Here is a 25,740-nt window from a genome sequence, read left to right as displayed (position 1 = left end):
AGAAGCGACGCCATGCCCAAGACCAAGCCCATCATCCAGTCGCTGCTGGATACCGACCTGTACAAGTTCACCATGCTGCAGGTGGTGCTGCACCAATTCCCGGCCGCGCATGGCGAATACGAGTTCCGCTGCCGCAATCACCCCGACACGCCGCTGTCGCAACTGAAAGCCCAGCTGGAAGAACAGCTGGACCTGCTGTGCCAGCTGCGCTTCCGGCAGGAAGAGCTGGCTTACCTGCGCGGCCTGCGCTTCATCAAGAGCGATTTCGTCGATTACCTGGAATTGTTCCACCTGCAACGCCGCTTCATCAGCGTGACCGAAGACGGCGAGCAGCTGGCCATCCTGATCAAGGGGCCGATGGTGCAGGCGATGTTCTTCGAAATCTTCGTGCTGGCCATCGTCAACGAGCTGTATTTCCGCCCGCTAGGCGGCGAAGCCGTGCTTGAGGAAGGCCGCCGCCGGCTGGAGGCCAAGATCGCCACCCTGGAACGCTTCCAGCGCGAAGAAGCCGCCAGCCAGCGTTTCCCGCTGCTGATCGCCGACTTCGGCACTCGCCGCCGCTTCAGCCGCGATTGGCAAGCCCATGTAGTGGAACGGCTAAACCGGGCGCTGCCGCAAATCTTCCGCGGCACCAGCAATGTGCATCTGGCGCGCAAGCTGGGCATCACGCCCATCGGCACCATGGCGCATGAATTCTTCCAGGCCTTCCAGGCGCTGGGCGTGCGGCTGCGCGACTTTCAGAAAGCGGCGCTGGAATCCTGGGTGCAGGAATACCGCGGCGACCTCGGCATCGCGCTGACCGACGTCGTCGGCATGGACGCCTTCCTGGCCGACTTCGACCTGTACTTCGCCAAACTGTTCGACGGCCTGCGCCACGACAGCGGCGATCCTTATATATGGGGCGAAAAGGCCATCGCCCACTACCGCAAGCTGCGCATCGACCCGGCCACCAAGATGCTGACCTTCAGCGACGGCCTGACGGTGGACAGCGCGCTGGACCTGCACCGCCATTTCAGTCCGCACATCCAGGTCAGCTTCGGCATCGGCACCCACTTCACCAACGATATGGGGCTGGAGCCGCTGCAGATCGTGCTGAAGCTGGTCAGCTGCAACGGCCAGCCGGTGGCCAAGCTGTCCGACAGCCCAGGCAAGATCATGTGCAGCGACGAAACCTTTCTCGCCTACCTGCGCCAGGTCTTCAAGATTCCCGCTCCGCGCTAGACGAGCCTTCCAGCAGCGCGCGCAAACGCTGGCGCGCCGGCTCGGCCAGCCGGTCGCCAGCCAGCGCCAGCGTCTGCCAACCCATGGCCCGATACGCCGCCCGCGCGGCGGCATCGGGCAACACCGCCAGATGGCTGGCCACCGTTTCGACGTCGCCGCGCAGGATAGGCCCGGTCAGCGCCTGATACGGCCCCAAGGCCATCGCATTGTCCAGCGTCTGCCGCATCAAGCCGCCCAACAGATCGCCCAACAGCTCGGCCGGCACCCCAGCCTGGCGCTCCAAGCCCTCCGCCATCGCCGTCAACGCCACCAGATAATTGGAAGCCACCGACAAACCGGCGTGATAAGCCGCCTTGCCGCCCAGCGCCAGCCGAAACGGCCTACCGCCCAGCAGCCGCGCCAGTTGCTCCAAACGCTGGCAAGCCAGCTCATCGCCCTCCAGCGCGCACAGCGTCCCGGCAAAACCTGCCACCGCCCGCTCAGGTTCGGCAAAAGAGAATGCCGGGTGCAGACTGGCCAGCAACACCCCCTGCTCCGCCAGCGGCGCCAACAGCGAAGCCTCGCAGGCGCCGCTGGCATGAAACACCACACTGCCGGCAGGCGCCGCGCCCGCCCTAGCCAACTCGCGCGCGCAGTCGGCAATGGCCGCATCCGGCACCGCCAGCAAATAAAAATCAGCCGGCGCCAGCGCGCGCCAATCCGCAACCACCCGCCCCGCGCCGATGAAGTCGCGCGCCTCCGCCAAGGAGGCCTCACTGCGCCCAGCCACATCCACCACCCGGCAAGCGCCAGACAGATGCGCCAGACGCGCCAGGCTGCGCCCCACCCGGCCCGCGCCAATCACACTCAGTTCAACCATATATATAGGTTCCCATCCGCCAGACCTTGCCACCCCGGCAAGAATGGCCGGAATGCAACAGTTTCACACCGAAACACCTCAGGCGACCTATCACTTATTTTCATTTAAAAACAAAAACTTAATACAAATATCTTCATAGAAATGAAACACCATTGGAACAATTGCTCCATTTACATAGTTTCCGCTTTCTTTTACTATGTTCGCTAGCGAATTCAAGTAGATGCAATCCGCACCGCCTGAATTCACTTCAAGTCACGTTGATTTTTCAAGCCCGCCCTTAAGCGCGGGCTTTTTTTTATCCAATTACAGCTACCCATACCGTGTAAACCATTGTAAAACGGCACCGCCTGCGCTTTGATGTATTTTTGCAACAGAAATAGACCGCCACAGACCCAACATTACAAACCAATACTATTCAACAACTTACCAGCAGCAAAAACGAATTTTCCGTTTGCAGAAACCCAACACAAGTTGCTCATCAGCAACACTTCCCAGTCCTCATAGTTGCATTTTCACAACCCAGCCAATAGCATTTGCTCACATTCCTAAACCAACTAAGGATGACTTGACCATGAAAAAGAGTCTGATCGCCCTGCTGGTAGCCTCCATGCCGGCTGCCGCTTTTGCTGACGTAACCATCTACGGCGCCATCAAGGGCGGCGTTGAATACAACGACAACGGTTCCACCAAGGTAACCAACATCGACGACCTGGGTTCCCGCATCGGCTTCAAGGGTTCCGAAGATCTGGGCAATGGCCTGAAGACCATCTGGCAAGTTGAAACCGGCTTCGCTATCGACGGCAACAAGGATCAATACGGTGCTTCCAGCTCCGGCACCTTCGCTAACCGTAACTCCTTCCTGGGCCTGCAGAGCAACCTGGGTACCCTGCGCTTCGGCAACGTGTCCAACTACCTGGACAGCGACATGGGCTTGGTTGATGCTTGGACTTACAACAGCAACAACCTGGGTCTGGGCATCTTCACCCGCGACGCTACCCGCCTGAAGAACTCCGTACGCTACGACCTGCCGGCCATCGTTCCGGGCCTGACCGCCGCCATCCAGTACGGCACTAAGGAAGACAAGTCCGCTGGCTCCAAGGATCGCGAAGTATCCAACATCGGCCTGGGCTACGAAAACAGCGGCTTCTTCGGCAAATACGCCTACACCCATGAATCCAAGGCAAACACTGGTTTCTCGGCTCCGGTGACCAACGTTTACACCCAAACTTCTTACAAGGCTAACGACAAGCATCGCCTGGAAGTTGGTTACAACGCCAACAACCTGTTCGTAGGCTTCGGCTACCAGCAAGAAAAGGGTGGCTATGACGTGATCGGTTCTGGCTGGGCCAACCTGTACGGCGGCTACGTAGCTGGCGGCAACCTGACTGACGAAGTGAAGACCCAAGAGTACGCGCTGACCGCTGCTTACACCTTCGGCGCCATCACTCCGAAGTTCACCTACGCTCACGGCGATGACATCAAGGTCAACGGCGCGAAGCAAAAGAACACTGGCTATGACCAGTTCCTGCTGGGTGCTGACTATGCTCTGTCCAAGCGCACCACCGTTGGCGCTCAATATGGCCAGATCAAGCCCAAGGATGGCGACATCAAGACCCAGAAGTCCTTCGGCCTGAATATGGTTCACAACTTCTAATTCAACGGTTCGACGCAAGAACCTGCGAACGCAGAAGCAGAAAAGACCCGCCTTGGCGGGTCTTTTTCTATGGCCAAACGGAAACAAGCCTCTCCGGCCAAAGAAAAACCGCTACGCGAGGCAGCGGTTTTTATTGCAATCAAACCGGCATCAGAACGGCAGCTGGTACACCGGGTTGCGCGTATCCGCGCCCTCTTCCCGTATCCGCTCCAGTTCCGTGCGCAGCGCGGCCTGCAGCCACTGCTCGCGCATTCTGTCGCCTTCCGGATGCTCGGCCAGGGTGCGGTACAGCGCCATGCCGTGCATGGTGGTCATCATGGTCAGCAGCGTGGCGAAAAAGCCGGTGGAAATGGCGTAGCGCGGGAACAGCGAGGCCATCAAGGCGACGAAGCGGTCGCGGAAATAGGTGCTGGCGCTGCCGAGGAAAATATCGCGCAAGTCCGGCGTCGTCCGGGCCGCCATCAGCAATTCCAGCAGCACGATGTGGCGCGGCGACATCACCAGCGCCCGCATCAGCCCGACGATACGCTCCTCTTCCGCCATGCCCGGCGGCTGCTGGCCAGCCAGCGTCAGCGCGGCGTCGAAGATATCGTCCACCACCTTGCGCCCCACCGGCAGCATCAACTCGTTCTTGGTGGCGAAATGACGGAACAGCGCGCCTTGCGACACGCCGGCGCGGTTGCAGATCAGTTGTACGCTGGTGCCGTGATAGCCGCACTCCATCAGGCATTCTATCGCCGCCTCCACCAGTTTCCCTATGGTGGACTCCCTGCGGCTTTGCTGTGTTCGTCTGGTTTGCATCTATTGTTTTATCATTTATCGTCCCAAGTCCGCCGCATGATACGCGAAACCGCGCGCCCAAGCGAGGGTGGGCACATTCTAAGAACAAGCTAGACACGCCAATAGCCCGGCGCTCCTCTCTCCCCTGGCGGCCGCTGAAAGCGGCAGCCGCCAACACAATACTACCAAAATCAATGGCGCTGCATGCAAGCGGATTTTGCGGCGCAATGCGCCGCCATCAGGGGAGATCAGGCGAGCGGCGCGCAAGATCGGCCGACCGTGGCGCAGAGGATGCGCCCGCTGCGGCCTGTCCGCCTTGCGCGTCGGCAAGGAATCATCAAAAAAGCGACTGCTCTATTTCAAAAAATCGCTTTCCGACCAATGCAGCTGAAACTATTTCACCGCCGCCGCGGAGAAGTCGACCCGGCCGTACGGATTGACCGCAAAGCCGCTGACTTCCTTGCGCGCCAAGACATAGGCCGTGGGATGGGCCAGCGGCAGCCATAGCGCCTGGTCATGGATGAGGCGCTGCGCCGACTGATACAACTTGCCGCGCGCCTTGAAGTCAGCGGTCTTCTTGCCGTCGCTGATCAGTTTGTCCAAGCGCGCATCGCAATAGCGGGCGAAATTGGTGCCGGACTGCACGGCCGAGCAGGAAAACTGCGGCGTCAGGAAGTTGTCCGGATCGCCGTTGTCGCCGGCCCAGCCCATGAACAGCATCTGGTGCTCGCCCGCCTTGCCGCGCTTGATCAGTTCGCCCCACTCCAGCACCTGTATCCGCAGGCGGATGCCGACCTTGGCCAGATCCGCCTGCAGCATCTCCGCGCCGGCCTTGGGGCTGGGGTTCAGCGTGCTGCCGCTGGGGCGGACCCAGACATCGACATCGAAGCCGTCCGGATAGCCGGCCTGCGCCAGCAGCTTCTTGGCCCGCGCCGGATCGTAAGGATAAGGCTTGATGGTCTTGTCGTAGCTCCAGGGATTGGGCGGATACACCAGATTGGCGGCAATCGCGCCGTTGCCGAACACCGCTTTCAGATAGCTGGCTTTATCGAAGGCCAGATTGATCGCCTGCCGCACCTGCGGATTGTCCAGCGGCTTCTTCTGGCTGTTGAAGGCGACGAAGGCCGTCATGAAAGCCGGCGTCTGCCACACCCGCAAGCGGGCGTCGGCCTGCGCCGACTGCACGTCCTGCGGTTTCGGCGACAGCGCGATCTGGCATTCGCCGGCGCGCAGCTTCTGCAAGCGCACGCTGGAGTCCGGCGTGATGGCGTAGATCAGCGCCGATACCTTGGGCTTTCCGCCAAAATACGCGGGGTTGGGCTGATAGCGCACCAGCGCGTCCTTGACGAAGCTCTTGAGAATGAACGGACCGGTGCCGATGGGCTTGCTGTTCAGTTCGGCGGTCTTGCCCGCCGCCAGCAGCTGCGCCGCGTATTCGGCAGAATAGATGGAGGCGAAGCCCATGGTCAGGCTGGACAGGAACGTGGCCTCGGGGTAGTTCAACTCAAAACGCACGGTTTGCGCATCCAGCTTGCGCACAGCCTTGATCAGCTTGGGAAACTGCATGGCCTGGGCGTGCGGATAACCGGCAGGCGCGGTCTTGTACCAGGGATTGTCCGGATTCAGCATGCGGTCGAAGGTGAACGCCACATCGTCGGCGTTCAGCTTGCGCGTAGGCTTGAAGTAGTCGGTGGAATGGAAGGCCGCGTCGGTACGCAGATGAAAGGTGTAGGACAGGCCATCCGGGCTGGCCTCCCAGCTGCGCGCCAAGCCGGGGCGCAGCTTGCCTGCGGCGGCATCGTATTCCACCAGCCGGCTCATCAGCACATCGGCGGAGGCATTGGTGGTGACCAGGGAGTTGTATTGCACCACATCGAAGCCTTCGGGGTTGGCGTCGGTGCAAATGGTGAGCGGCTTGGCGGCCATGGCGCCCAGCGGCAACCAGGCCGTCAGCAGGGCGGCGGACAGAACCTTCATGGCATTCTCCTTGCGGCGCCCGTCAACATGCCGGGCGCATGATTCGCAATAGGGTAAGCCAATCCGGTATGAAAACCAACGAATTAATCAGGCTAAGAAAATAAGCGCCCGTTCAAACGGGCGCCCGGCTACATCACCAATTGCGCGAACAGATTGGCCGGCAAGGCCGGGCTGCACAAGAAGCCCTGGTACTCCTGACAGCCGCGCTCCGCCAGCCAGCGCAGTTGCTGCGACGTCTCCACGCCTTCCGCCACCATGTTCAGCCCCATCATGCGGCATAGCGTGGTGATCATCTCGGCAATGGCCGGCCGCCGTTCCAGATCGGCGACAAAAGAACGGTCTATCTTCAGCGAGGTCAACGGGTAGCGCTGCAGATAGGCCAGATTGGAGTAGCCGGTGCCGAAGTCGTCCACCGCGATGCGCACGCCCAGCGCGCGCAGCGACTGCAGCGTGCGCATGGTTTGCTCGTCATCGCCCAGCAGCACCGACTCGGTGATTTCCAGTTCCAGCTTTTCCGGCTGGCAACCGCTGTCGCGCAAGGCCTGCGCCACCATCTCGGACAGCGCCGGATCGACGAATTGGCTGGGGGACAGGTTGACCGACACCATCAGATCCAGGCCGCGCTCGCGCCATTGGCGCTGCTGGCGGGCCGCCTGGGACAGGATCTGCCGGCCCAGTTCGCGCACCATGCCGCAGTCTTCGCACAAGGGGATGAAGGCATCCGGCATCAGCATGCCGCGCATCGGGTGTTGCCAGCGCGCCAAGGCCTCGGCGCCGACGATGCGTCCGCTGGCCACATCGACGCGCGGCTGGAAATAGGCGATAAATTCGCCGCCGTCCAGGCCGCGCCGGATATCGCGCTCCATCGCCAGCTGCGCCTGGCTGCGTTCTTCGAGCACCGGCGCGAAGAACATCAGATTGTTGCGGCCGGCGTCCTTGGCGGCATACATGGCCAAGTCGGCGTGGCGCATCATCTGTTCGATGTCCAGCCGCCCCTCGCCGCACACGCTGATGCCGATGGAGGCCGAAACGCTGATATCCATGCCGCCCAGCCGCATTGGCATCGCCAGGCTTTGCAAAATTCGAAGCCCCAAGGCCTCCGCCCGCTGCGCCACATCCGGCGCCGCCAGCATCACCAGGAATTCGTCGCCGCCCAGGCGGGCCACTTTCTCATCATGCCCCAGCAGTTGCGACAAACGCCCGCTCATGCGGATCAGCATTTCGTCGCCGCTGGCGTGGCCCAGGGAGTCGTTGACGTTCTTGAAGCGATCCAGGTCGATGAACATCAAGGCCACCTGGCGGCCATCGCGCAGGGCCTGTTGCAAATACGGCAGCAGCTCGCTGCGAATGCCGTTGCGGTTGGGCAGGCCGGTCAACACGTCGTGATTGGCGAGGAAGCTGGCGCGCGCCTCGGCGTGCTTCAGATCGGTGATGTCCACTTCCGTGACCAGCAGCGCGTCCTGGCCCGACACCCCGTCGCGGCACGCGCGCACGGCGATTTCATGCCAGCGCATGCCCTGGCGGGTGTGCACCTGGGCCAGCTGCCTGGCCTCACCGGCGGCCGCCACTCCCTGCTGCAGGGTTTGCCAGTCGCCATCATGAATGAAATGCTGGCGCCAGGTTTCGCTGGCATAGGCCACCTTGGCGCGGGCCGACGGGTTGCGGTACAACACCATGCCGGCGGAGTCGTACAAGGTGACCAGCATGGAGGTATGCATCAGCGCCTCGGCGCTGCGCAACGTGGCGGGATCGGTGGACAGCGTATTCTGGGCCTCGCAGAACATCATCATCCGGCCTTCGACCTGGATGCCGCGGAATACGACTTTCAACTGCCGCGGCATGCCTTTGGGGTAAAGCGTCCAGCTCTCGGTGAACACGGCATTGTCGCGTTCGAAATCCTGTTGATACTGGCTGAGCCGCTGCGCCACGGATACCGACATATCGCGCGACATGTCGCGCGCGCATAATTCCTGCAGGCTATCCGCGCCCCACACTTCCAGAGCGGCCGGATTGGCCCAGAATACGCGTTTGTTATCGATATCGAACACCCAAACCGGCAGGCTCAAAGCCTCCAGCATCGGCAAATTGTCTCCCTGCCAGGAGATGACGTTCTTCTTCGGCATGATTGCCGTTAACCTTTTATTTATTCATCAAAAAACCGGCTCGCCGTCTATCGGCAAGGCTTGCCATTGTAGCAAACGAGATCGCCTGCGCTGCTGTTATTTTGCGCAGCCGGCATTTTCACCGCTGCCATTTCGGCAAACATGCGTTTCAGTTGCCGAATGAAAAAAGCAGGGCGCTCGCCCTGCTTGGAGGAGGTGAATATCTTTAATTGATCGGTTTGCGCGCAAATAATCTGGCCATGCTGTGGTGATGAGGCCAGCCATGGCTGAGATCGAGCGCATATTCCTCCTGATAGGCCAGGGCCTCCAGTTGAGAGAATTGCGCTCTCAGCTCTCCGGAACGGTAGTAATGCCGGATATAGGCGGCGGTTTCGCTGGCGCGCCCGCCACGGCCGCAGCAGCCGGGATCGTCCACCAGGAAGACCGAGGCAAACAGAAAGCCGCCTGGCGCAAGGCCCGCTACCATGGCTTGCGCCAACCTGGCGCCCGCATCCTCGCTCAAATGATCCAGCAGGGTGTAAGCCACGATGATCTGATAATGCTGCGGCTCGATATCCGCCTCCGCCATATTGGCCAGATCGGCCACGCCTCCGTTGACGTCGAGTTGCAGCTCGTCGGCCAGCCCGCTCAGACGCGCCACCGCCTCCGCAGACTGATCCAGACCACGCATGGAAAAACCGCGGCGCGCCAGATACAGGGCATTGCGCCCTTGGCCGCATCCCAGGTCCAGTCCGACGCCCTCTCCTTTCACATTGTACTTATCTAGATAATAAATCAGGGACAGGGCTGGCCGGTCCCCATAGAACGACGCATTGCTGCGATAAAAACCATCAAAATCCGCGGCACCCATATTTATTCCCCTGCTCACGCACTCCCAAAAACAAGCGCCGACAAGACAAATCATCGGCAGGCGGAAACTACTTACTAGTAATAGTTCTTATGGGAAATTGTTACTACTTAGATACACATACTAAGTATTTACACTTAAACGATGGCCAACAAGATAAAGAAAAACCCCGTCAGGCCGCGCGCCGGACGGGGTCGTTTACAGTCAGGAGACGAGTTTTACTGATAGTTGTCGATGCTCGGGCAGCTGCACTGCACGTTGCGATCGCCATAAACGTCGTCGATGCGGTTCACGCTCGGCCAGAACTTGTTCTCCAGCACATAAGGCAGCGGGAACAGGCCCTGCTCGCGGCTGTACGGGCGGTCCCAGTCGCCGGCGATGTCGGCCTTGCTGTGCGGCGCGTTGACCAGCGGATTGTTGTCCGCCGGCCATGCGCCGTTCTGCACCTGGTCGATCTCGGCGCGGATGGACGCCATCGCCGCGATGAAGCGGTCCAGCTCGGCCTTGGGCTCGGATTCGGTCGGCTCTATCATCAGCGTGCCCGGCACCGGGAAGCTCATGGTCGGCGCGTGGAGGCCGTAGTCCATCAGGCGCTTGGCCACGTCCACTTCGGTGACGCCGGAGGCGGCCTTCAGCGGACGCAGATCGATGATGCACTCGTGCGCCACCCTGCCATTGACGCCGGTATACAGCACCGGGAAGTGCTCGGCCAGGCGGGTGGCCAGGTAGTTGGCCGACAGCAAGGCGTTTTCCGTCGCCTGCTTCATGCCTTCCGCGCCCATCATGGCGATGTACATATACGAGATCGGCAGGATGGAAGCCGAGCCGAACGGCGCGGCGGAGACTGCGGTCTGGCCCTCCTCCGCGCCCGGCACCGAAGCCACCACGTGGTTGGCCATAAACGGCGCCAAGTGCGCCTTCAAGCCGATCGGGCCCATGCCCGGCCCGCCGCCGCCGTGCGGGATGCAGAAGGTCTTGTGCAGGTTCATATGCGACACGTCGGCGCCGATGTCGGCCGGACGGGTCAGACCCACCTGGGCGTTCAGGTTGGCGCCGTCCATATACACTTGGCCGCCGTGGGCATGCACCACCTCGCAAATCTCGCGGATGGCCTGCTCGAACACGCCGTGGGTGGACGGATAGGTGATCATCAGCGCGGCCAGGTTGGCGGCGTGCTGTTCGGCCTTGGCCTTCAGGTCGGCCACGTCGACGTTGCCGGCCTCGTCGCACTTCACCACCACCACCTGCATATTCATCATCTGCGCGGTGGCCGGGTTGGTGCCATGCGCCGATTGCGGGATCAGGCAGATATTGCGATGGCCTTCGCCGCGCGACTCATGGTAGCGGCTGATGGCCAACAGGCCGGCGTACTCGCCCTGGGCGCCGGAGTTAGGCTGCATGGAGATGGCGTCGAAGCCGGTGATCGCCTTCAACTGCCGCTGCAAACCCTCGATCAGTTCCAGATAGCCCACGGTCTGCTCGCGCGGCGCGAACGGATGCATATTGGCGAATTCCGGCCAGGTGATCGGGATCATCTCGCTGGTGGCGTTCAGCTTCATGGTGCAGCTGCCCAGCGAGATCATCGAATGATTCATCGCCAGGTCGCGGTTTTCCAGCTTCTTCATATAGCGCAGCATCTCGTGCTCGCTATGGTGGGTGTTGAACACCGGGTGGGTCAGGATGGCCGACTCGCGTTTCAGCGCGGCCGGGATGGCCTCTTTGGCCACGGCGTCCAGCGCGGCGATGTCGGCCGGCTTGCCGGTGAACAGCTCGATCAGCTTGGCGAGGTCCGCCTCGGTGGCGGCTTCGTGGAAAGCCACGCCCAGCACGGTCTTGCCGACGCGGCGCAGGTTGTAGCCGGCGGCCAGCGCGGCGGCGTAGATGGCGTCAGCTTTAGGGGCGTCCACCTGCACCGTGTCGAAGAAGCGGTCGAACGCCAGCTTGCCGCCGGCGGCTTGCACCGCGTGGGCGAAGATGGCGGCCAGGCGATGGATGCGGGCGGCGATGCGCTTGACGCCTTCCGGGCCGTGATAGACGGCATACAGGCCGGCGATATTGGCCAGCAGCACCTGGCTGGTGCAGATGTTGGAGTTCGCCTTCTCGCGGCGGATGTGCTGCTCGCGGGTTTGCAGCGCCATGCGCAGCGCGGTCTTACCCTTGGCGTCGATGGACACGCCGATGATGCGGCCCGGCGCGGAACGCTTCATCTCGTCCTTGAAGGCGAAATAAGCGGCATGCGGGCCGCCGAAGCCCATCGGCACGCCGAAGCGCTGGGTATTGCCCAGCGCGATGTCGGCGCCCATTTCGCCCGGAGATTTCAAGGCCACCAGCGCCATCACGTCGGCGGCGACGGCGACGATGCCGCCCTTGGCCTTGACGGCGGCGATATGCGGGGTCAGATCGATCAGATCGCCGGCCTCGCCCGGATACTGGAACAGCGCGCCGAAGTAGTCGCCGTTGCCGGCCTCTTCCGGATGGCCTTGCACCAGCTCGAAGCCGAAGTATTTGGCGCGCGTCTTCATCACGTCCAGCGTCTGCGGCAGCACGCGGCTGTCGACGAAGAAGCTGACGGACTTGGACTTGGACACGCGCTTGGCCATCGCCATCGCCTCGGCGGCGGCCGTAGCTTCGTCCAGCAGCGACGCATTGGCCATTTCCAGGCCGGTCAGGTCGATCACCATCTGCTGGAAGTTCAGCAGCGCCTCCAGACGGCCCTGGGCGATCTCGGCCTGGTACGGCGTGTACGCCGTGTACCAGCCCGGATTTTCCAGCACATTGCGCAGGATGACGGTGGGCGTCAGCACCGGGTGGTAGCCGAGGCCGATGAAAGATTTGTTGACCACGTTCTTGCTGGCAACTGCCTTCAAGGCGGCCAGCGCTTCGGCTTCCGGCTGCGGCGCCGGCAGGTCCAGGCGGCGGTTCAGGCGGATGTCGGCCGGCAGAGTCTGGTCGACCAGGGCATCGATGGACGGCGCGCCGATGGCGGCCAGCATCTCGGCGCGCTCGGCGTCATTGGGGCCGATATGGCGGGAGAGGAATTCGTGACGATTGAAGAGTTCGGCAAGAGACATAACAAAACCTTTCTTTTGCCACGAAAACCACGAAAGGACACGAACGGCATGACGCGAAGCCGAAAAGCCGCTCACTCTGAGAGAAGCCGAAATAGGCTTCCTGTTATCTTTCGTGTCTTTTCGTGGTTTTCGTGGCTAAAAAACAAACGCCCCTGTGTCTTGCGACTCAGGGGCGTATCACATCAAGCGCCGATTTCCTTGGCGTAGGCGGCGGCGTCCATCAGGCCGTCCAGGTCGGACGCATTGGCCGGCTTGATCTTGAAGAACCAGCCGTCGCCGTACGGATCGTTATTAGCCAGATCCGGCGCGCCTTCCAGCTCGCCATTCACTTCCAGCACTTCGCCGGCGATCGGACAGTAGACGTCGGAAGCCGCCTTGACCGATTCCACCGCGCCAGCCTGCTCTTCCTTGGCCAGTACGCTGCCGATCTTGGGCAGCTCGACGAAGACGATGTCGCCCAACAGTTCCTGCGCGTGGGCGGTGATGCCCACGGTCACGGAGCCATCGGCCTCCAGGCGCAGCCATTCGTGGCTCTCGACGTATTTGAGTTCGGCGGGGATATTGCTCATCTTGAAGTTCTCCAGCTTAAGATCGGATCAATGGTGACGGCAGTCGTCGCAAGGACGCTGCCCGATTATTCGAATACTTTCTTGCCATTGCGCACGAAGGGCATCTTGACCACGCGCACATCGGTCAGCGTGCCGCGCAGATCCACTTGGGCGGCAGCACCGGTGGCGGCCGGCACGCGGGCGATGGCGATGGAGTGCTTCAGCGTCGGCGAGAAAGTGCCGCTGGTGATCACGCCTTCGCCCACCCCTTCCACCAGGACCTTCTGGCCTTCGCGCAGCACGCCGCGGCCTTCCAGCACCAGGCCCACCTGCTTCATTTTCACGCCAGCGGCCTTTTGCGCTTCCAGCGCCTCGCGGCCATTGAATTTACGCTCGGCCGGCTCCCAGGCAATGGTCCACCCCATGCCGGCCTCCAGCGGCGACACGGTTTCGTCCATGTCGTGGCCGTACAAATTCATGCCGGCTTCCAGACGCAGCGTGTCGCGCGCACCGAGGCCGATGGGCGCGACGCCGACGGCTAGCAATTGTTCGAAGAAGGAAACGGCTTCCGCGGCGGGAATCATGATTTCCAGGCCATCCTCGCCGGTATAGCCGGTGCGGGCGTAGAACCATTCGCCCTGCGGCAAGCCCTGGAACACTTTCAGCGCGCGGATGGCCTCGGCCAGCTCCGGCTTGATGGCGCAGACTTTTTCAATGGCTTGGGGGCCTTGCACCGCCAGCATCGCCAGGTCGCGGCGCACCTTCAGCGCCACGTCGAAACCGGCCTTCTGGCTTTCCATCCAGGCCAGGTCTTTTTCGGTGGTGCCGGCATTGACCACCATGCGGTAGCCATAGGAAGTGAGATAGACGATCAGGTCGTCGACGACGGTGCCCTGCGGCGTCAGCATGCCGGAATACAAGGCTTTGCCCTCGAAGCCGAGCTTGGCCACGTCGTTGGCGATCAGTTTTTGCAGCCAGGCCTTGGCGTCGGAACCGGTGATGTCGATCACCGTCATGTGGGAAACGTCGAACATGCCGGCATCGGTGCGGACGATTTCGTGCTCTTTCAGCTGGGAACCGTAATGGATGGGCATTTCCCAACCGGCGAAATCGACCATCTTGGCGCCGGCGGCAATGTGGGCTTCAAACAGCGGGGTACGTTTCGGGGCCGTCATGGCGCGGTTCCTTCGAGAAAAGTGTGGATAGCCTCTATCAACCACACCCCTCTGTCCCTGCACCTGAGATTTTCCGGCCGGATAAGCCGTTAGCCCCTTCGGTGGACGCCGCGCGGGCGCCGCTCTCCAGATTGCGCAAGCCGGCGGCCGCCGGCTCGATGATACAGTCCTTTTGCCTGAGCGATTAGCGGGTGCGCTTGCGCCTTCGGCGGCGGCCGCGGGTGCCGCTCTCTCCTGTATGACTCGCCGATTATGGTGGGCATCTCCCCGCCTTGGCAAGCCGAGTTTATTTCGATGTCAAACAGTCTGAATAAATGTTTCTCAAAGAAAATAAGCGCACATATTTATCAATAAAAACCATTCGGAAACGAAAAAAGCGCAGGCTTTCGCGCTGCGCTTTGACATGCCCCCGCCTCCGCCGCTCAATCGGCGGCGTGGCGCTCTTTCAACTGCCAGACATAAATCGGCAGGCCGAGCAGCAGCAACAGCATGCCCCACATCACGATCTCCGCGCCGGAGCCGTAAAGCGCCCACAAGGAATACACAAAACCGATGCCGGCGAAGAAGCCCGGCGCCACGTAATCGCGCGGCGCAAACGCCTTGCCGCGCATCAGCATGATGGCAATCAGCGCCATCGAGCAGAACGCGTACGGCAACAAGGTGGTGGCCGTGGCCAGCAGGATGATGAACTCGAAAATCTTCACTCCGCTGTCGCCGCCAGCGTATTTCATCGCCATCAGGATGGTGACCAAGGCGCTGGACAGCACCAGGCCAAAGATCGGCACGCCTGCCGCATTGCGTTGATTGAAGCGGCTGGGAAACAGCTTGTCCTTGGCTGCAGCAGCCGGCACGTGCGCCTGCATCAGGCTCCAGCCGTTGAGGGCGCCGAAGCAGGACACCACGGCGCCGAAACCGACCAGCCAGTAACCCCAATCCCCCCACATCAACCGGGCCGCATCGGCAAACGGCACCTGAGACGCCGCCAGCACATCGGAAGGCATCAAGCCCATCAGCGATATCGTCGACAGAATGTACAGCACAGTAGCCAGCAAGGTGCCGATGACGGTGGCCCGCGGAATGGTCTTCTCTGGCTGATCGACATCGCCAGCCGGCACCGAGGCCGACTCCAGGCCGAGGAAGGCCCAAAGCGTCAGCGCCATGGTCGCGGACAGCGAAGACAACAAGGGCTTATGGTGAGGATTGAACGCCAGATTGTCGGTATTCAGATGGAAAAAACCGACGAAGGTCACCGCCGCCAGCGGCAGCAGCTTGAGCAGGGTCGTCACCACCGCCACCACGCCCGAACTGTGCGCGCCGCGACTGTTAATCCAGGTAACGATCCAGATCAGACTGATGGCGAAAACGCCAGCCAGCAGTTCGCTATGGCCGAGAACCGGAAAGAACACCTGCATATAACTGGTGGCCGCCACCGCCAGCGCGGCATTGCCTGCCCATAAGGCGATCCAGTATCCCCAGGCAATCCAGAACCCGGCAAAATCGCCAAAGCCGGCATGAATATAAGCATATGGCCCGCCTTCGCGCGGCAGGATGGCCGACAGGCGGGCGAACACCAGCGCCAGGCAGATGGCGCCGCCAGCCGTGATCAGCCAGCCAAGCAAGGAAATGCCGCCAAACGGCGCCAGCGAGGCGGGCAGCAGGAACACGCCGGAACCTATCATATTGCCCACCACCAGGGCGGTGCACATCCAGACTCCGAGCGAGCCTTTTTTGGGGGAAGAACTGTTTTCGCTCAAACCTGATTCTCCATCGCGAACGAAAGCATGGCGCGCCGCCGGTCCGCAACGGGCGTCGTGCATGCGTGAAACAGGCGGACTCACGGCCGACCGCCACGCGTCATGACTTCAACATAGACGAAGTCAGAATCTCAGGCGGTGGGGGAAATGGCGTCGCGCCGAAAAAAAGGGCGCATTAGAACACAGATTTGATGCAAAAACATGTCGCATTACCGATTTTTTTCACAGAAACCGGCATACAGCGCAAGTCATGCCAAACCGACGCAAGCAAGTCAGCCGGCACTCAAACGCAAGGGGCCGCGCGGCACGCTAGCCAGCGACCAACTGGCCAAGGCCCAGCGCCACAGCTCCGCCAGATCGCCGCACTCGGCCGGCGGCGCATGCCCCAGCAGCGTCAATGCCGCTCGCAGCTGCCGCGCGGCATCGACGCCGGAAATCGCCGGCGCCAGCGTCTGCTTGGACAATTTCTCGCCGGCCTCGTTGGTCAATACCGGCAAGTGGCAGTAGGTGGGCGCGGGCAAGCCCAGCGCGGCGTATACCGCCAATTGACGCGGCGTGGACACCAATAGATCGGCGCCGCGCACGATATCATTGACGCCCTGCTCGGCATCATCCACCACCACCGCCAGTTGATAGGCCCAGAAGCCGTCGGCGCGCAGCAGCACGAAGTCGCCGATGTCGCGCGCCAGATTCTGCCGATACTCGCCCTGCAGCCTATCGCAGACGACGCTCTCGCCCGGCGTCAGCCGCAGCCGCCAGGCGCGGCCTGCGCGGCCATCCGGACAGCCATTGCGGCAGGTTCCGGGATAGACATAGCCATCCAGCCCGCGTTGCGCCGCCGCCGCGATCTCCTTGCGCGTGCAACAGCAAGCATAGGCATGGCCGGAGGCGATCAATTGCCGCAAGGCATCTCTGTATAGATCGTGGCGCCGGCTTTGATAAACCACTTCGCCATCCCACTCGAAGCCAAAAGCCTCCAGCGTGCGCAGGATATCCGCGGCGGCGCCGGGCACCTCGCGCGGCGGGTCCAAGTCCTCCATCCGCAGCAGCCACTGGCCGCCGCGCCGGCGCGCCTCCAGGTAACTGCCGACGGCGGTGCTGAGCGAGCCCGCATGCAGCAGGCCGGTTGGACTGGGCGCGAAACGGCCCCGGTAAGTGGCTATGGACATCGGAAACAGACGGCAGGAGCGCTTGGCGGGAAATTTCTCGCTAAAATACGATTATCCCTACAATCACGCGCCAGCCTTAAGAAGGAAACAAGAATGGCCTACGTTGTAACCGAAGCCTGTATCAAATGCAAATACACCGACTGCGTGGAAGTCTGCCCGGTTGACTGCTTCCGCGAGGGCCCCAATTTCCTGGCGATAGACCCGGACGAGTGCATAGACTGCTCGCTATGCGTGGCGGAATGCCCGGTCGGCGCGATCTATCCGGAGGACGATTTACCCAAGGACCAAATGGCCTTCATCAAGCTGAATGCGGAACTGGCCAAGAACTGGCCCAGCATCGTCAACCGCATCGACCCGTTGCCGGATCATGCCGACTGGGCGGAGGTGAAGGATAAGCTGCAATATCTGGAACGCTAAGCGTCTCCAACCCGCCGCTCCCAATGGGCTGGCGCGCCCAGTCTGGCACGGGGCCGCCCCGGTCACAGCCAACCTGGGCGGAGCCGCCCTCAACCGGCCGGGCGAATCGTAAACATCTTGTTGAAACAGGCAATCTCGAATACCTGCAACACCGCCTCATGGCAGTTCACCAGCACCATGGTCTTCTTCTGCGATGCAGCGCGCTCCTTGAGTAACAGCAGCATGCCCAATGCAGAACTGTCCAGAAACGGCACTTGGTCAAAGTCGACCCGTATTTCCTGCACCGCGGCGTTATCCAGCAGTTCCTGGCTGGCCTGGCGGAAATCCTTGTGCAGATTAAAGTCAAACTGACCAATCAGCATCATCGTGCCGACATTCCCCTCGACTCTAACAATCGGTCTCATCGCAGCCCCTGTTCTTTCCCTGATTGATTCGCTGAACAAGCTTAACGACCGCTTATCCGGCCCGCGGTAATTTCAATTCAAAGCAGGCGCCATGCGCCTCCTTGTTGCAACACCTGACATCGCCGCCCAGCTCTTCCGCCACTTTCTTCACGATAGCCAAGCCAAGGCCGGTACCGCCAGGGCGCGACGTGAAAAAAGGCTCGAAAATCCTGTCTTGCACGGCTGGATCGACACCGGGTCCGCTGTCCTCCACCCGGAAAACCACTTCCGACGCCCCGGCCTCTACATGCAACCCCACCTGCCCGCCAGCCGGCGTGTATTGCAAGGCGTTTTCCAGCAAGTTGATCAATGCGCCCTGCAAGGCCTTGCGATCCACCAAGACAGTTATGGCAGAAACCGCTGGCGGATGGCAATCGAAATGCACACTTTTGTCATGGCACTGCGGCAGCATGATTGCACAAACGTCATCCAGCAATGCCGCGACATCCAACGGCTCCAGCGACGAAACCTGCCCCCTTACAAAGCTCAGCATATTCTGTATCAAACCTTCCAGAGCCCGCATTCTGGCCAGGCTCTTGTCCACGAAACGCGCCCTATCCTCCGGCCTAGGCAAATCCTGCTTCAGGTTCGCGGTATACAGCATGGCGCTGGCCAAGGGGGTGCGCAGCTGATGGGCCAGAGAAGCCGCCATGCTGCCCATCGACGCCAACTTTTGCTGCCGGGCCAGTTCGCTGGTCAGCTGATGCAAGCGCGAGACATCGTGAATAAGCACAATTCGGCCGCCCGATGCCGGCAAATCCTGATATTGCAGGGTCAGACGGCTGCCCTGGCCATCCGGCGACAAGGCGTAGGTATCATCCAATTCGCTGCGCTGCAGTTTTTCGAACACCGTATCCCAGCATTCGCCGATATAACAACCGCTTAGCAGGGACTCGGCCGCCAGATTCTGAGCGATCACTTCGCCGGCGGGAGACAACTCCACCACCCCCGCCGGCAAGACTTTCAACAGCAAACCCAAGCGTTCCGCCAGCGCGGCATTCTCGTCTCGTTGTTTTCGCAACTGGTTGTTGGCCTCGTCCAGCTGGGCATTCAAAACATTGACCTGGGCCTCAAGTTGTTTATATGCATCAATGAGTTGACCCGACACGGCGTTGAACTGCTCAAACGCCGCCTCCAACTGCTGTTGATCCTTCAAGCTTGAAACCATGGTAGGCATCGCCTCACTGTCATTTGTAAAAAACACTTAAACGGTATGATAATGGCCAGTCTACGGTGAGCCAACTCGCGGCAGAAGCGGCCGCAAGCAAAAAAAACCGGGAAAAACTCATATCTGGGCGTATAAAGGGAAGTAGTGCGCCATTCCAAAAGATGCTGCGGAGGTTTCTGTGTCAGAGCTTCTCAAAAAAATCGACGCCAGAACCAAACTGGCAGGCACCAACAAGCTGGAAATCCTGCTTTTCTCCTTGGGGCATGATCAGCGTACCGGACGCAAAGAAGTGTTCGGTATCAATGTATTCAAGGTGCGCGAAGTGATGCGCACCCCGGAAATCACCTCCGCGCCGGAAATGCCGTCCTCGGTGGAAGGCATGGTCAGCCTGCGCGGCTCGCTGGTTCCGGTGATCGATCTGGCCAAGTACGCAGGCATCGTCACCAGCAACCGCCCCGAGATCATGATCGTCACCGAGTACAACGGCCACACTCAGGGCTTCCTGGTCGAGGCGGTCGACACCATTCTGCGCTTGGACTGGTCCGCCATGCGCGTGCCGCCGGACATGATCACCAACCGCATGGCCGGCTTGGTGACTGCTGTCACGGAGCTGGAAAACGGCGCGTTGGTGATGATGATGGATGTGGAAAAGGTTCTGGCTGAAACCAGCGTGATCGATGACGGCCACAGCTTCATCAATATCGAACCGGTCAAGGAAGACCGCCGCATCTTCTTCGCCGACGACAGCGCCGTGGCGCGCAAGCAGATCGAACGCACGCTGGAAGCGATGAATATACGCTATACCTACGCCATCAACGGCATGCGCGGCTGGGAAGATCTGCAGAAAATGGCCCAACAGGCCGAAGCGGCCGGTCGCAAGCTGTCCGACGAGTTGCATCTCGTCCTCACCGATGTGGAAATGCCGGAGATGGACGGCTATATGCTGACGAAGATGATCAAAAGCGACCCGCGCTTTGCTGGCATTCCGGTGCTGATGCACTCGTCGCTGTCCGGTTCATCGAACCAGAAGCTCGGCGAATCCGTCGGTGTCGACTCCTACGTCTCCAAGTTCGAGCCGCAAAAACTGGCGAGCAAGTTGCGCCAGATGCTCAAACTGGAACCGATGGACTAGACCGCGGTCTTCTTCAAGATTTTCAAGGGATAGGGATTAAGACATGCCTAGCACCGACGCCTCCTTGCTTGCCAGTGTGGACGCCAGGACCAAACTGGCCGGCTCCAACAAGATGGAGATCTTGCTGTTCTCTTTGGGAACGCGGGAAACATTCGGCATCAACGTGTTCAAGGTGCGCGAAGTCTCGCAGACGCCTGCCATCACCAAGACGCCCAATATGCCGTTTGGCGTCGAAGGCGTGCTGTCCTTGCGCGGCAACATCATTCCGGTGATATCACTGGCCAAGTTCATCGGCCACAACACCGAAAGCAAGTTCGACACCATGATCGTCACCGAGTTCAACAAGAGCACCCAGGCCTTCCTGGTGGACTCGGTCGACCGCATCATCCGCGTCGACTGGGACAAGGTGCGGGCGCCGGAAAACATCATGGCGGCCGCGGGCACCAATCAAAACCTGATCACGGCGGTCACGGAGCTGGAAAACGGCAAGCTGGTCTCGATTCTTGACGTCGAGCAGATTCTGGCCAGCGTCGTGGGCGAACCCCGCTTGCCGGATGTCCCTTCCGCGCAGCTGGAAGTCGATCAATACATTTTCTTCGTCGACGACTCGGTGGTGGCTCGCAAGGAGATCACCGGCGTGCTGGAGAAAATGGGGATCAAATTCCAGCAAGCCACCAATGGTCGGGAAGCCTGGGACCGGCTGCAGGTGCTGGCAGGCCGCAATTGGGCCGAAGGCGAATGCCTGCACGATTATCTGAAAATCATTTTGGTCGATGCCGAAATGCCGGAAATGGACGGCTACGTGTTGACCAAGCTGATCAAATCCGACCAGCGTTTCAAAGGCATTCCGGTGATCATGCACTCCTCGCTGTCGTCCAACGCCAACCGGGCGATGGGCTCCAGCGTCGGCGTGGATTCTTACGTTGCCAAGTTTGACCCGGGCGTGCTGGCAGAAACTTTGATTCCATTCCTGCAAAGGTAGTCGCTACAATGTGCGCCTTGATGGAACATAGATAATTCAGGATATACCTCGATGTCAGACAAGAATATGCGTTTTCTGGTCGTGGACGACTTCTCCACCATGCGAAGGATCGTTCGCAACCTGCTGAAAGAGTTGGGTTTCACCAACGTCGACGAGGCTGAAGACGGCCAGGTGGCGTTGCACAAGCTGAAAACCCAGAGCTTCGACTTCGTCGTCTCCGACTGGAACATGCCCAATATGACGGGCATTGAGCTGCTCAAGGCAGTCAGGGCGGATCCCCAGCTGAAGCACCTCCCATTCATGATGATCACCGCCGAGGCTAAACGGGAAAACATCATCGAGGCAGCAATGGCCGGCGCCAGCGGCTACATTGTGAAACCCTTCACCGCTGCGACCATGGAAGAAAAAATGAACAAGATCTTCCAGAACATGAACAAGCCAGCCTGAGCATTGCACAAGACTGCCCGCATCTGCATTGAGGAGGATTGAACGTGCCGGACCATATTTTGGAGAATGGAGACTCGCCAGAGCTCGAAGCCCTGTTTGACAGCGTTGCGCAACAGCAGCATGCGCAGGAAGAAGCGCCGGCCGCCGCACCGGCCAACCAAGAGAGCAGCCCCAAGCTATTCTCAAGTGAAACCAATCCTTCGACAATGTACGAACACATTGGGCAGATGACCCGCAAAATGCACGACGCCTTGCGCGATCTGGGCTACGACAAATCGCTGGAAAAAGTGGCGGAAACCATTCCGGACGCCAAAGACAGGCTGGCATACATCGCCACCCTGACGGAAAACTCGGCGGAACGGGTGCTGAATGCCACCGACATCGCAAAGCCCTTCCAGGACAACCTGGAAAGCCAGGCGCTAGCGCTCAGCGCGCGCTGGGAAAAACTGTACGCCAATCTGCTCAGCGTGGAAGAGTTCAAAACGCTGGCCGAGGAAACGCACCGCTATCTGAAGGATGTGCCGAATCAAACCCAGGCAACCAATACCCAGTTGCTCGAAATTGTGATGGCGCAGGACTTTCAGGATTTGACCGGCCAGGTCATCAAAAAGATGATGGGCATGGTCAAGATCCTGGAAACCGAACTGGTCAACTTCCTGATTGAATTCTCCCCGGACGAGAAGAAGGGCGAGCTGAACACCAGCCTGCTCAACGGTCCGGTCATCAATCCGGAAGGCAAAACCGATGTGGTCACCAGCCAGCAACAGGTAGACGATCTGCTGGAAAGCCTGGGCTTCTAACTGAAGATACGCAAGCAAGACAACGCACGATGACGCGTGGGGTGGAAAAATGAGCGAATTTGGCGGCATGGAAGAGTTGCTTCAGGACTTTCTGATGGAGTCCACCGACCTCCTGTCCGATGTGGACAATAAACTGGTCGAACTGGAAAAGCGCCCGGAAGACAAGGCTCTGCTGAATGACATCTTCCGCGGATTCCATACCATCAAGGGCGGCGCCGGCTTCCTCAATGTCATTCCCATGGTCAATCTGTGCCATCGCACGGAAAACCTGTTCGACAAGCTGCGCAATGGCGAGATGCACATCACCCCCGAGGTGATGGACGTCATTCTGGACGCCACCGGCATCGTTCGCGACATGTTCGGCACCCTGGGACAGGGCCTGATGCCGGGCGACGCCGACCCGCACACCTTGGCGGCACTGGACGCCGCGCTCGCCGGCGAACCGCTGGTGGCGGAGGCTCCCCCAGCAGCAGCCGCGCCAGCACCCGAGTCTGCCGCGGCACCCGCGGGCAGCGGGCCGGACTGGAATCAGCTGTATCAGGCGGTGGCCCCCGCGGCCGCGCCGGCTGCCGCAGCGCCGCAGCACGCCGCTCCTGCGGCGCCCGCCCCGGCACCGGCGCCCAAGGCAGAGCCGACCGCGGCGACGCCGGCTCCGCCACCGCCGGCCCCGGCCAAGCCGGCGCCGGCCAAACCATCCAGCAGCGGTCCCGTTGCCAGCGGCCCGCAGGAAAACACCATCCGCATCGATACGGTGCGCTTGGACATGGTGCTCAACCTGTCCGGCGAAATCGGCCTGACCAAGAACCGGCTGACCACGCTGCGAACCGAGATCCTGCAAGGCAATCGCGACACCAATACCCTGCGCTCGCTGGACGAGGCGATCAGCCAACTGGACCTGCTGGTGGGCGACCTGCAAAACGCGGTGATGAAAACCCGCATGCAGCCGATCGGTCGCCTGTTCCAGAAATATCCGCGCTTGGCGCGCGACCTGGCCCGCCAACTGGGCAAGGAAGTGGAACTGGTGCTGTCCGGCGAGGAAACCGAGCTCGACAAGACCATGATCGAGGATCTGAACGATCCATTGGTTCACTTGGTCCGCAACGCGGTCGATCACGGCATCGAATCGCCGGAGGAACGCATCGCCGCCGGCAAGAAGCCGCAGGCACTGGTGCAATTGACCGCCGAACAAGTCGGCGACCACATCCTGATCGAGATCACCGATGACGGCAAGGGCATGAATCCCGATGCCTTGCGCCGCAAAGCCATCGAAAAAGGCCTGATCGACACCGAAACCGCCAACTCGCTGGACGAGAAGCAGTGCCTGCAGCTGATCTTCCTGCCTGGCTTCTCCACCAAGGACCAGATTTCCAGCGTGTCCGGCCGCGGCGTCGGCATGGACGTGGTTCGCACCAATATTCAAAAACTGAACGGCCGCATCGACATTAATTCGGTAGGCGGCGAAGGCACTCGCATCAGCATCTCGCTGCCGCTGACCCTCGCCATCTTGCCGGTGCTGGTGGTGCGCGCCTGCAATCAACCGTTCGCCGTGCCGCTGGCGATGGTGCGGGAAATCATCACCATCGACGGCAGCGCCATTCAGGAAGTTTCGGGCCGCCCCACCATCGTGGTGCGCGACGAAATCCTGCCGCTGAAGACGCTGGCCGGCCTGCTGGGCTGGGAACCGACGCAAAAACCCTATTTTGGCGTGCTGATGCAGTCGGCCGAGAAGTCCTTCATCCTGGCGATCGACTCCTTCGTCGGCCGCGACGACGTAGTGATCAAGCCGCTGCAGAACATCCGCCCCAAAGGCGTGGCCGGCGCAACGCTGTCCGGCGACGGCTCCGTGGTGCTGGTGCTGGATATGGAAGACTTGCTGGCCTCCAGCGAAGGCAGCAACGCAGGGGTACGAACGACGGATATGATTGCCACCTAACGCTAAGGTGCAATGATGACCTCAAACACCGCCTATATAGGACGGCAGCCGGTTCTGAACCGCAATCAGCAGCTCATAGGTTATGAGCTGCTTTTTCGTCCCAGCAGCGATGCGGTCGGCGTCGGCAAGCATAGCGAGCTGCAAGCCGATACCGACGTGCTGGTCAATACGCTGAACAATATGGGAACCAGCTGGCTGATCGGCAACAAGCTGGCTTTCATCAATGTCGGCGAGGCGATGCTCAACAGCGAGTTTCTGGAGCTGCTGCCGCCGCGCCGCATCATCCTCGACCTGTCGCCGCGCACCGCGCCCAGCAACGAACTGTTATCGCGGGCGCGCCATCTGCGTTCGATGGGCTTCGGCATCGCGCTGGACGACTTCAGCTTCGAATCCCCGGCAGCGGCCTTCCTGGAGCTGGCCAACTACGTCAAGCTGGACATACAGAACCAGGACGCCACCCATTTTCAGATGCAGGCGGCGCGCTTGCGCAGCTATCCGCTGATCCGCATCGCGGAACGGGTGGAAACCCACGCCCAATTCCACCTGTGCAAGGAATTGGGCATGGACGGCTTCCAGGGCTATTACTTCGCCAAGCCGGAGACCCTAGCAGCCAAGGTCATCCATCCGGCATTCAGCAACACGCTGGAACTGCTGAACCTGTTGCGCATGGACGCCGACATCCGCGATATCGAACAGGTCCTGAAACGGGACGTGGCGCTGTCTTACAAGCTGCTGCGCTATGTCAATTCCGCTGCCGCCGGGCTCAATACCGCCATCAGCTCGTTTTCGCAAGCCGTTACCGTGCTGGGCTACCAGAAGCTGTACCGCTGGCTAACGCTGCTGCTGGTCACCGCTTCCGACGACAACCACGCGCCGCCGGCGCTGCAAAAAACCGCGGTCACCCGCGGCCGCTTCATGGAGCTGCTGGGCATCGCGCTGGGAGAGCGGCACGACGTCAACGACAATCTGTTCATCGTCGGCCTATTCAGCCTGCTGGACGTGCTGTTCGACATGCCGATGGACAAGATCATCGAACATCTGCAGCTGCCTGTGCAGGTATCCGACGCCCTGCTGCACGACCGCGGCTCGATGAGCCACTACCTGCGCCTGGCGCGCGCCTGCGAGGATGGACAACTGGATGGCGTGCCGCAATTGTGCGAGCAACTAGGCCTTTCTTCCGAGCAATTGAACGAAGCCCATATATCCGCGCTCGCCTGGGTAGAGGAACTGGGCTTATAAT

The 25,740-nt window shown here is 60.7% G+C and carries 21 protein-coding genes and 2 riboswitches; of the genes, 9 read left to right on the top strand and 12 right to left on the bottom strand.

Annotated features, from left to right (window positions below; all coding sequences use genetic code 11):
* Positions 1–12: 12 nt before the first annotated feature.
* A complete protein-coding gene (gene pncB / locus QUG01_RS01985; protein ID WP_500828652.1) occupies positions 13–1,221 on the top strand; it encodes a nicotinate phosphoribosyltransferase in 1,209 nt (402 codons plus the stop codon).
* Here pncB and QUG01_RS01980 read toward each other — a convergent pair.
* Positions 1,199–2,080 (bottom strand): Rossmann-like and DUF2520 domain-containing protein, encoded by an 882-nt coding sequence (locus QUG01_RS01980; protein WP_500828651.1) that lies wholly within the window; start codon positions 2,078–2,080, stop codon positions 1,199–1,201. The genes pncB and QUG01_RS01980 overlap by 23 nt on opposite strands.
* 571 nt (positions 2,081–2,651) lie before the next feature.
* Here QUG01_RS01980 and QUG01_RS01975 point away from each other — a divergent pair.
* On the top strand, positions 2,652–3,734 hold the full coding sequence (locus QUG01_RS01975) for a porin (protein WP_500828650.1): 1,083 nt from the start codon (positions 2,652–2,654) through the stop codon (positions 3,732–3,734).
* 150 nt (positions 3,735–3,884) lie between these two features.
* On the opposite strand, the gene QUG01_RS01970 is transcribed toward QUG01_RS01975, so the two are convergent.
* The 9 genes from QUG01_RS01970 to gluQRS all read right to left on the bottom strand — a co-directional run bounded on the left by QUG01_RS01970 (position 3,885) and on the right by gluQRS (position 17,178).
* Entirely contained in the window at positions 3,885–4,535 is a 651-nt protein-coding gene (locus QUG01_RS01970; protein WP_307913716.1) for a TetR/AcrR family transcriptional regulator, read from the bottom strand.
* Between the two features lie 372 nt (positions 4,536–4,907).
* Complete coding sequence (locus QUG01_RS01965) at positions 4,908–6,491, bottom strand: ABC transporter substrate-binding protein (protein WP_500828649.1); 1,584 nt, start codon at positions 6,489–6,491, stop codon at positions 4,908–4,910.
* Between the two features lie 128 nt (positions 6,492–6,619).
* Positions 6,620–8,614 (bottom strand): putative bifunctional diguanylate cyclase/phosphodiesterase, encoded by a 1,995-nt coding sequence (locus QUG01_RS01960; RefSeq protein ID WP_500828648.1) that lies wholly within the window; start codon positions 8,612–8,614, stop codon positions 6,620–6,622.
* 205 nt (positions 8,615–8,819) lie between these two features.
* A complete protein-coding gene (locus QUG01_RS01955) occupies positions 8,820–9,464 on the bottom strand; it encodes a class I SAM-dependent methyltransferase (protein WP_500828647.1) in 645 nt (214 codons plus the stop codon).
* Between the two features lie 215 nt (positions 9,465–9,679).
* Positions 9,680–12,532, bottom strand: a complete 2,853-nt coding sequence (gene gcvP, locus QUG01_RS01950) for an aminomethyl-transferring glycine dehydrogenase (protein ID WP_500828646.1) — start codon at positions 12,530–12,532, stop codon at positions 9,680–9,682.
* Positions 12,533–12,714: 182 nt separating this feature from the next.
* The gene (gcvH, locus tag QUG01_RS01945; protein ID WP_500828645.1) at positions 12,715–13,101 is read right to left on the bottom strand and encodes a glycine cleavage system protein GcvH; all 387 of its coding nucleotides are present in this window, start codon (positions 13,099–13,101) and stop codon (positions 12,715–12,717) included.
* Positions 13,102–13,166: 65 nt separating this feature from the next.
* On the bottom strand, positions 13,167–14,255 hold the full coding sequence (gene gcvT / locus QUG01_RS01940; protein ID WP_500828644.1) for a glycine cleavage system aminomethyltransferase GcvT: 1,089 nt from the start codon (positions 14,253–14,255) through the stop codon (positions 13,167–13,169).
* A gap of 41 nt (positions 14,256–14,296) precedes the next feature.
* A riboswitch (glycine riboswitch) is annotated at positions 14,297–14,395 on the bottom strand.
* A gap of 14 nt (positions 14,396–14,409) precedes the next feature.
* A riboswitch (glycine riboswitch) is annotated at positions 14,410–14,502 on the bottom strand.
* Positions 14,503–14,677: 175 nt separating this feature from the next.
* Complete coding sequence (locus QUG01_RS01935) at positions 14,678–15,961, bottom strand: amino acid permease (protein ID WP_500828643.1); 1,284 nt, start codon at positions 15,959–15,961, stop codon at positions 14,678–14,680.
* Between the two features lie 320 nt (positions 15,962–16,281).
* Positions 16,282–17,178, bottom strand: coding sequence for a tRNA glutamyl-Q(34) synthetase GluQRS (gene gluQRS, locus QUG01_RS01930; protein ID WP_500828642.1), 897 nt, complete (start codon positions 17,176–17,178; stop codon positions 16,282–16,284).
* A gap of 93 nt (positions 17,179–17,271) precedes the next feature.
* Here gluQRS and fdxA point away from each other — a divergent pair, with 93 nt between their 5' ends.
* The gene (gene fdxA / locus QUG01_RS01925; protein WP_500828641.1) at positions 17,272–17,595 is read left to right on the top strand and encodes a ferredoxin FdxA; all 324 of its coding nucleotides are present in this window, start codon (positions 17,272–17,274) and stop codon (positions 17,593–17,595) included.
* 89 nt (positions 17,596–17,684) lie between these two features.
* On the opposite strand, the gene QUG01_RS01920 is transcribed toward fdxA, so the two are convergent.
* Together QUG01_RS01920 and QUG01_RS01915 are read right to left on the bottom strand one after the other, a co-directional pair.
* Positions 17,685–17,999 carry an STAS domain-containing protein gene (locus tag QUG01_RS01920; protein ID WP_103319193.1) on the bottom strand — a complete coding sequence of 105 codons (315 nt, stop codon included), beginning with the start codon at positions 17,997–17,999 and terminating at the stop codon, positions 17,685–17,687.
* A gap of 52 nt (positions 18,000–18,051) precedes the next feature.
* Positions 18,052–19,206 carry a sensor histidine kinase gene (locus QUG01_RS01915; RefSeq protein WP_500828640.1) on the bottom strand — a complete coding sequence of 385 codons (1,155 nt, stop codon included), beginning with the start codon at positions 19,204–19,206 and terminating at the stop codon, positions 18,052–18,054.
* A gap of 178 nt (positions 19,207–19,384) precedes the next feature.
* Here QUG01_RS01915 and QUG01_RS01910 point away from each other — a divergent pair, with 178 nt between their 5' ends.
* The 6 genes from QUG01_RS01910 to QUG01_RS01885 are packed head-to-tail and all read left to right on the top strand — an operon-like array spanning position 19,385 to position 25,739.
* Entirely contained in the window at positions 19,385–20,338 is a 954-nt protein-coding gene (locus QUG01_RS01910; protein WP_043620928.1) for a chemotaxis protein, read from the top strand.
* 43 nt (positions 20,339–20,381) lie between these two features.
* Positions 20,382–21,320, top strand: coding sequence for a chemotaxis protein (locus QUG01_RS01905; protein WP_043620931.1), 939 nt, complete (start codon positions 20,382–20,384; stop codon positions 21,318–21,320).
* A 51-nt stretch (positions 21,321–21,371) separates the two neighbouring features.
* Positions 21,372–21,767 (top strand): chemotaxis response regulator CheY, encoded by a 396-nt coding sequence (gene cheY / locus QUG01_RS01900; protein ID WP_011136995.1) that lies wholly within the window; start codon positions 21,372–21,374, stop codon positions 21,765–21,767.
* A gap of 44 nt (positions 21,768–21,811) precedes the next feature.
* A complete protein-coding gene (gene cheZ, locus QUG01_RS01895; RefSeq protein WP_500828639.1) occupies positions 21,812–22,567 on the top strand; it encodes a protein phosphatase CheZ in 756 nt (251 codons plus the stop codon).
* Positions 22,568–22,616: 49 nt separating this feature from the next.
* Positions 22,617–24,500: a chemotaxis protein CheA gene (locus QUG01_RS01890; RefSeq protein WP_500828638.1), complete on the top strand. Its 1,884-nt coding sequence runs from the start codon at positions 22,617–22,619 to the stop codon at positions 24,498–24,500.
* 15 nt (positions 24,501–24,515) lie between these two features.
* Entirely contained in the window at positions 24,516–25,739 is a 1,224-nt protein-coding gene (locus QUG01_RS01885) for an EAL and HDOD domain-containing protein (protein WP_500828637.1), read from the top strand.
* The last annotated feature ends 1 nt before the right edge of the window (position 25,740 follow it).

It is taken from the genome of Chromobacterium sp. CCUG 76385, from assembly GCF_059916625.1.
Note: the sequence above shows the minus strand (reverse complement) of the source record. Positions and strands in the feature narration are given on the sequence as shown.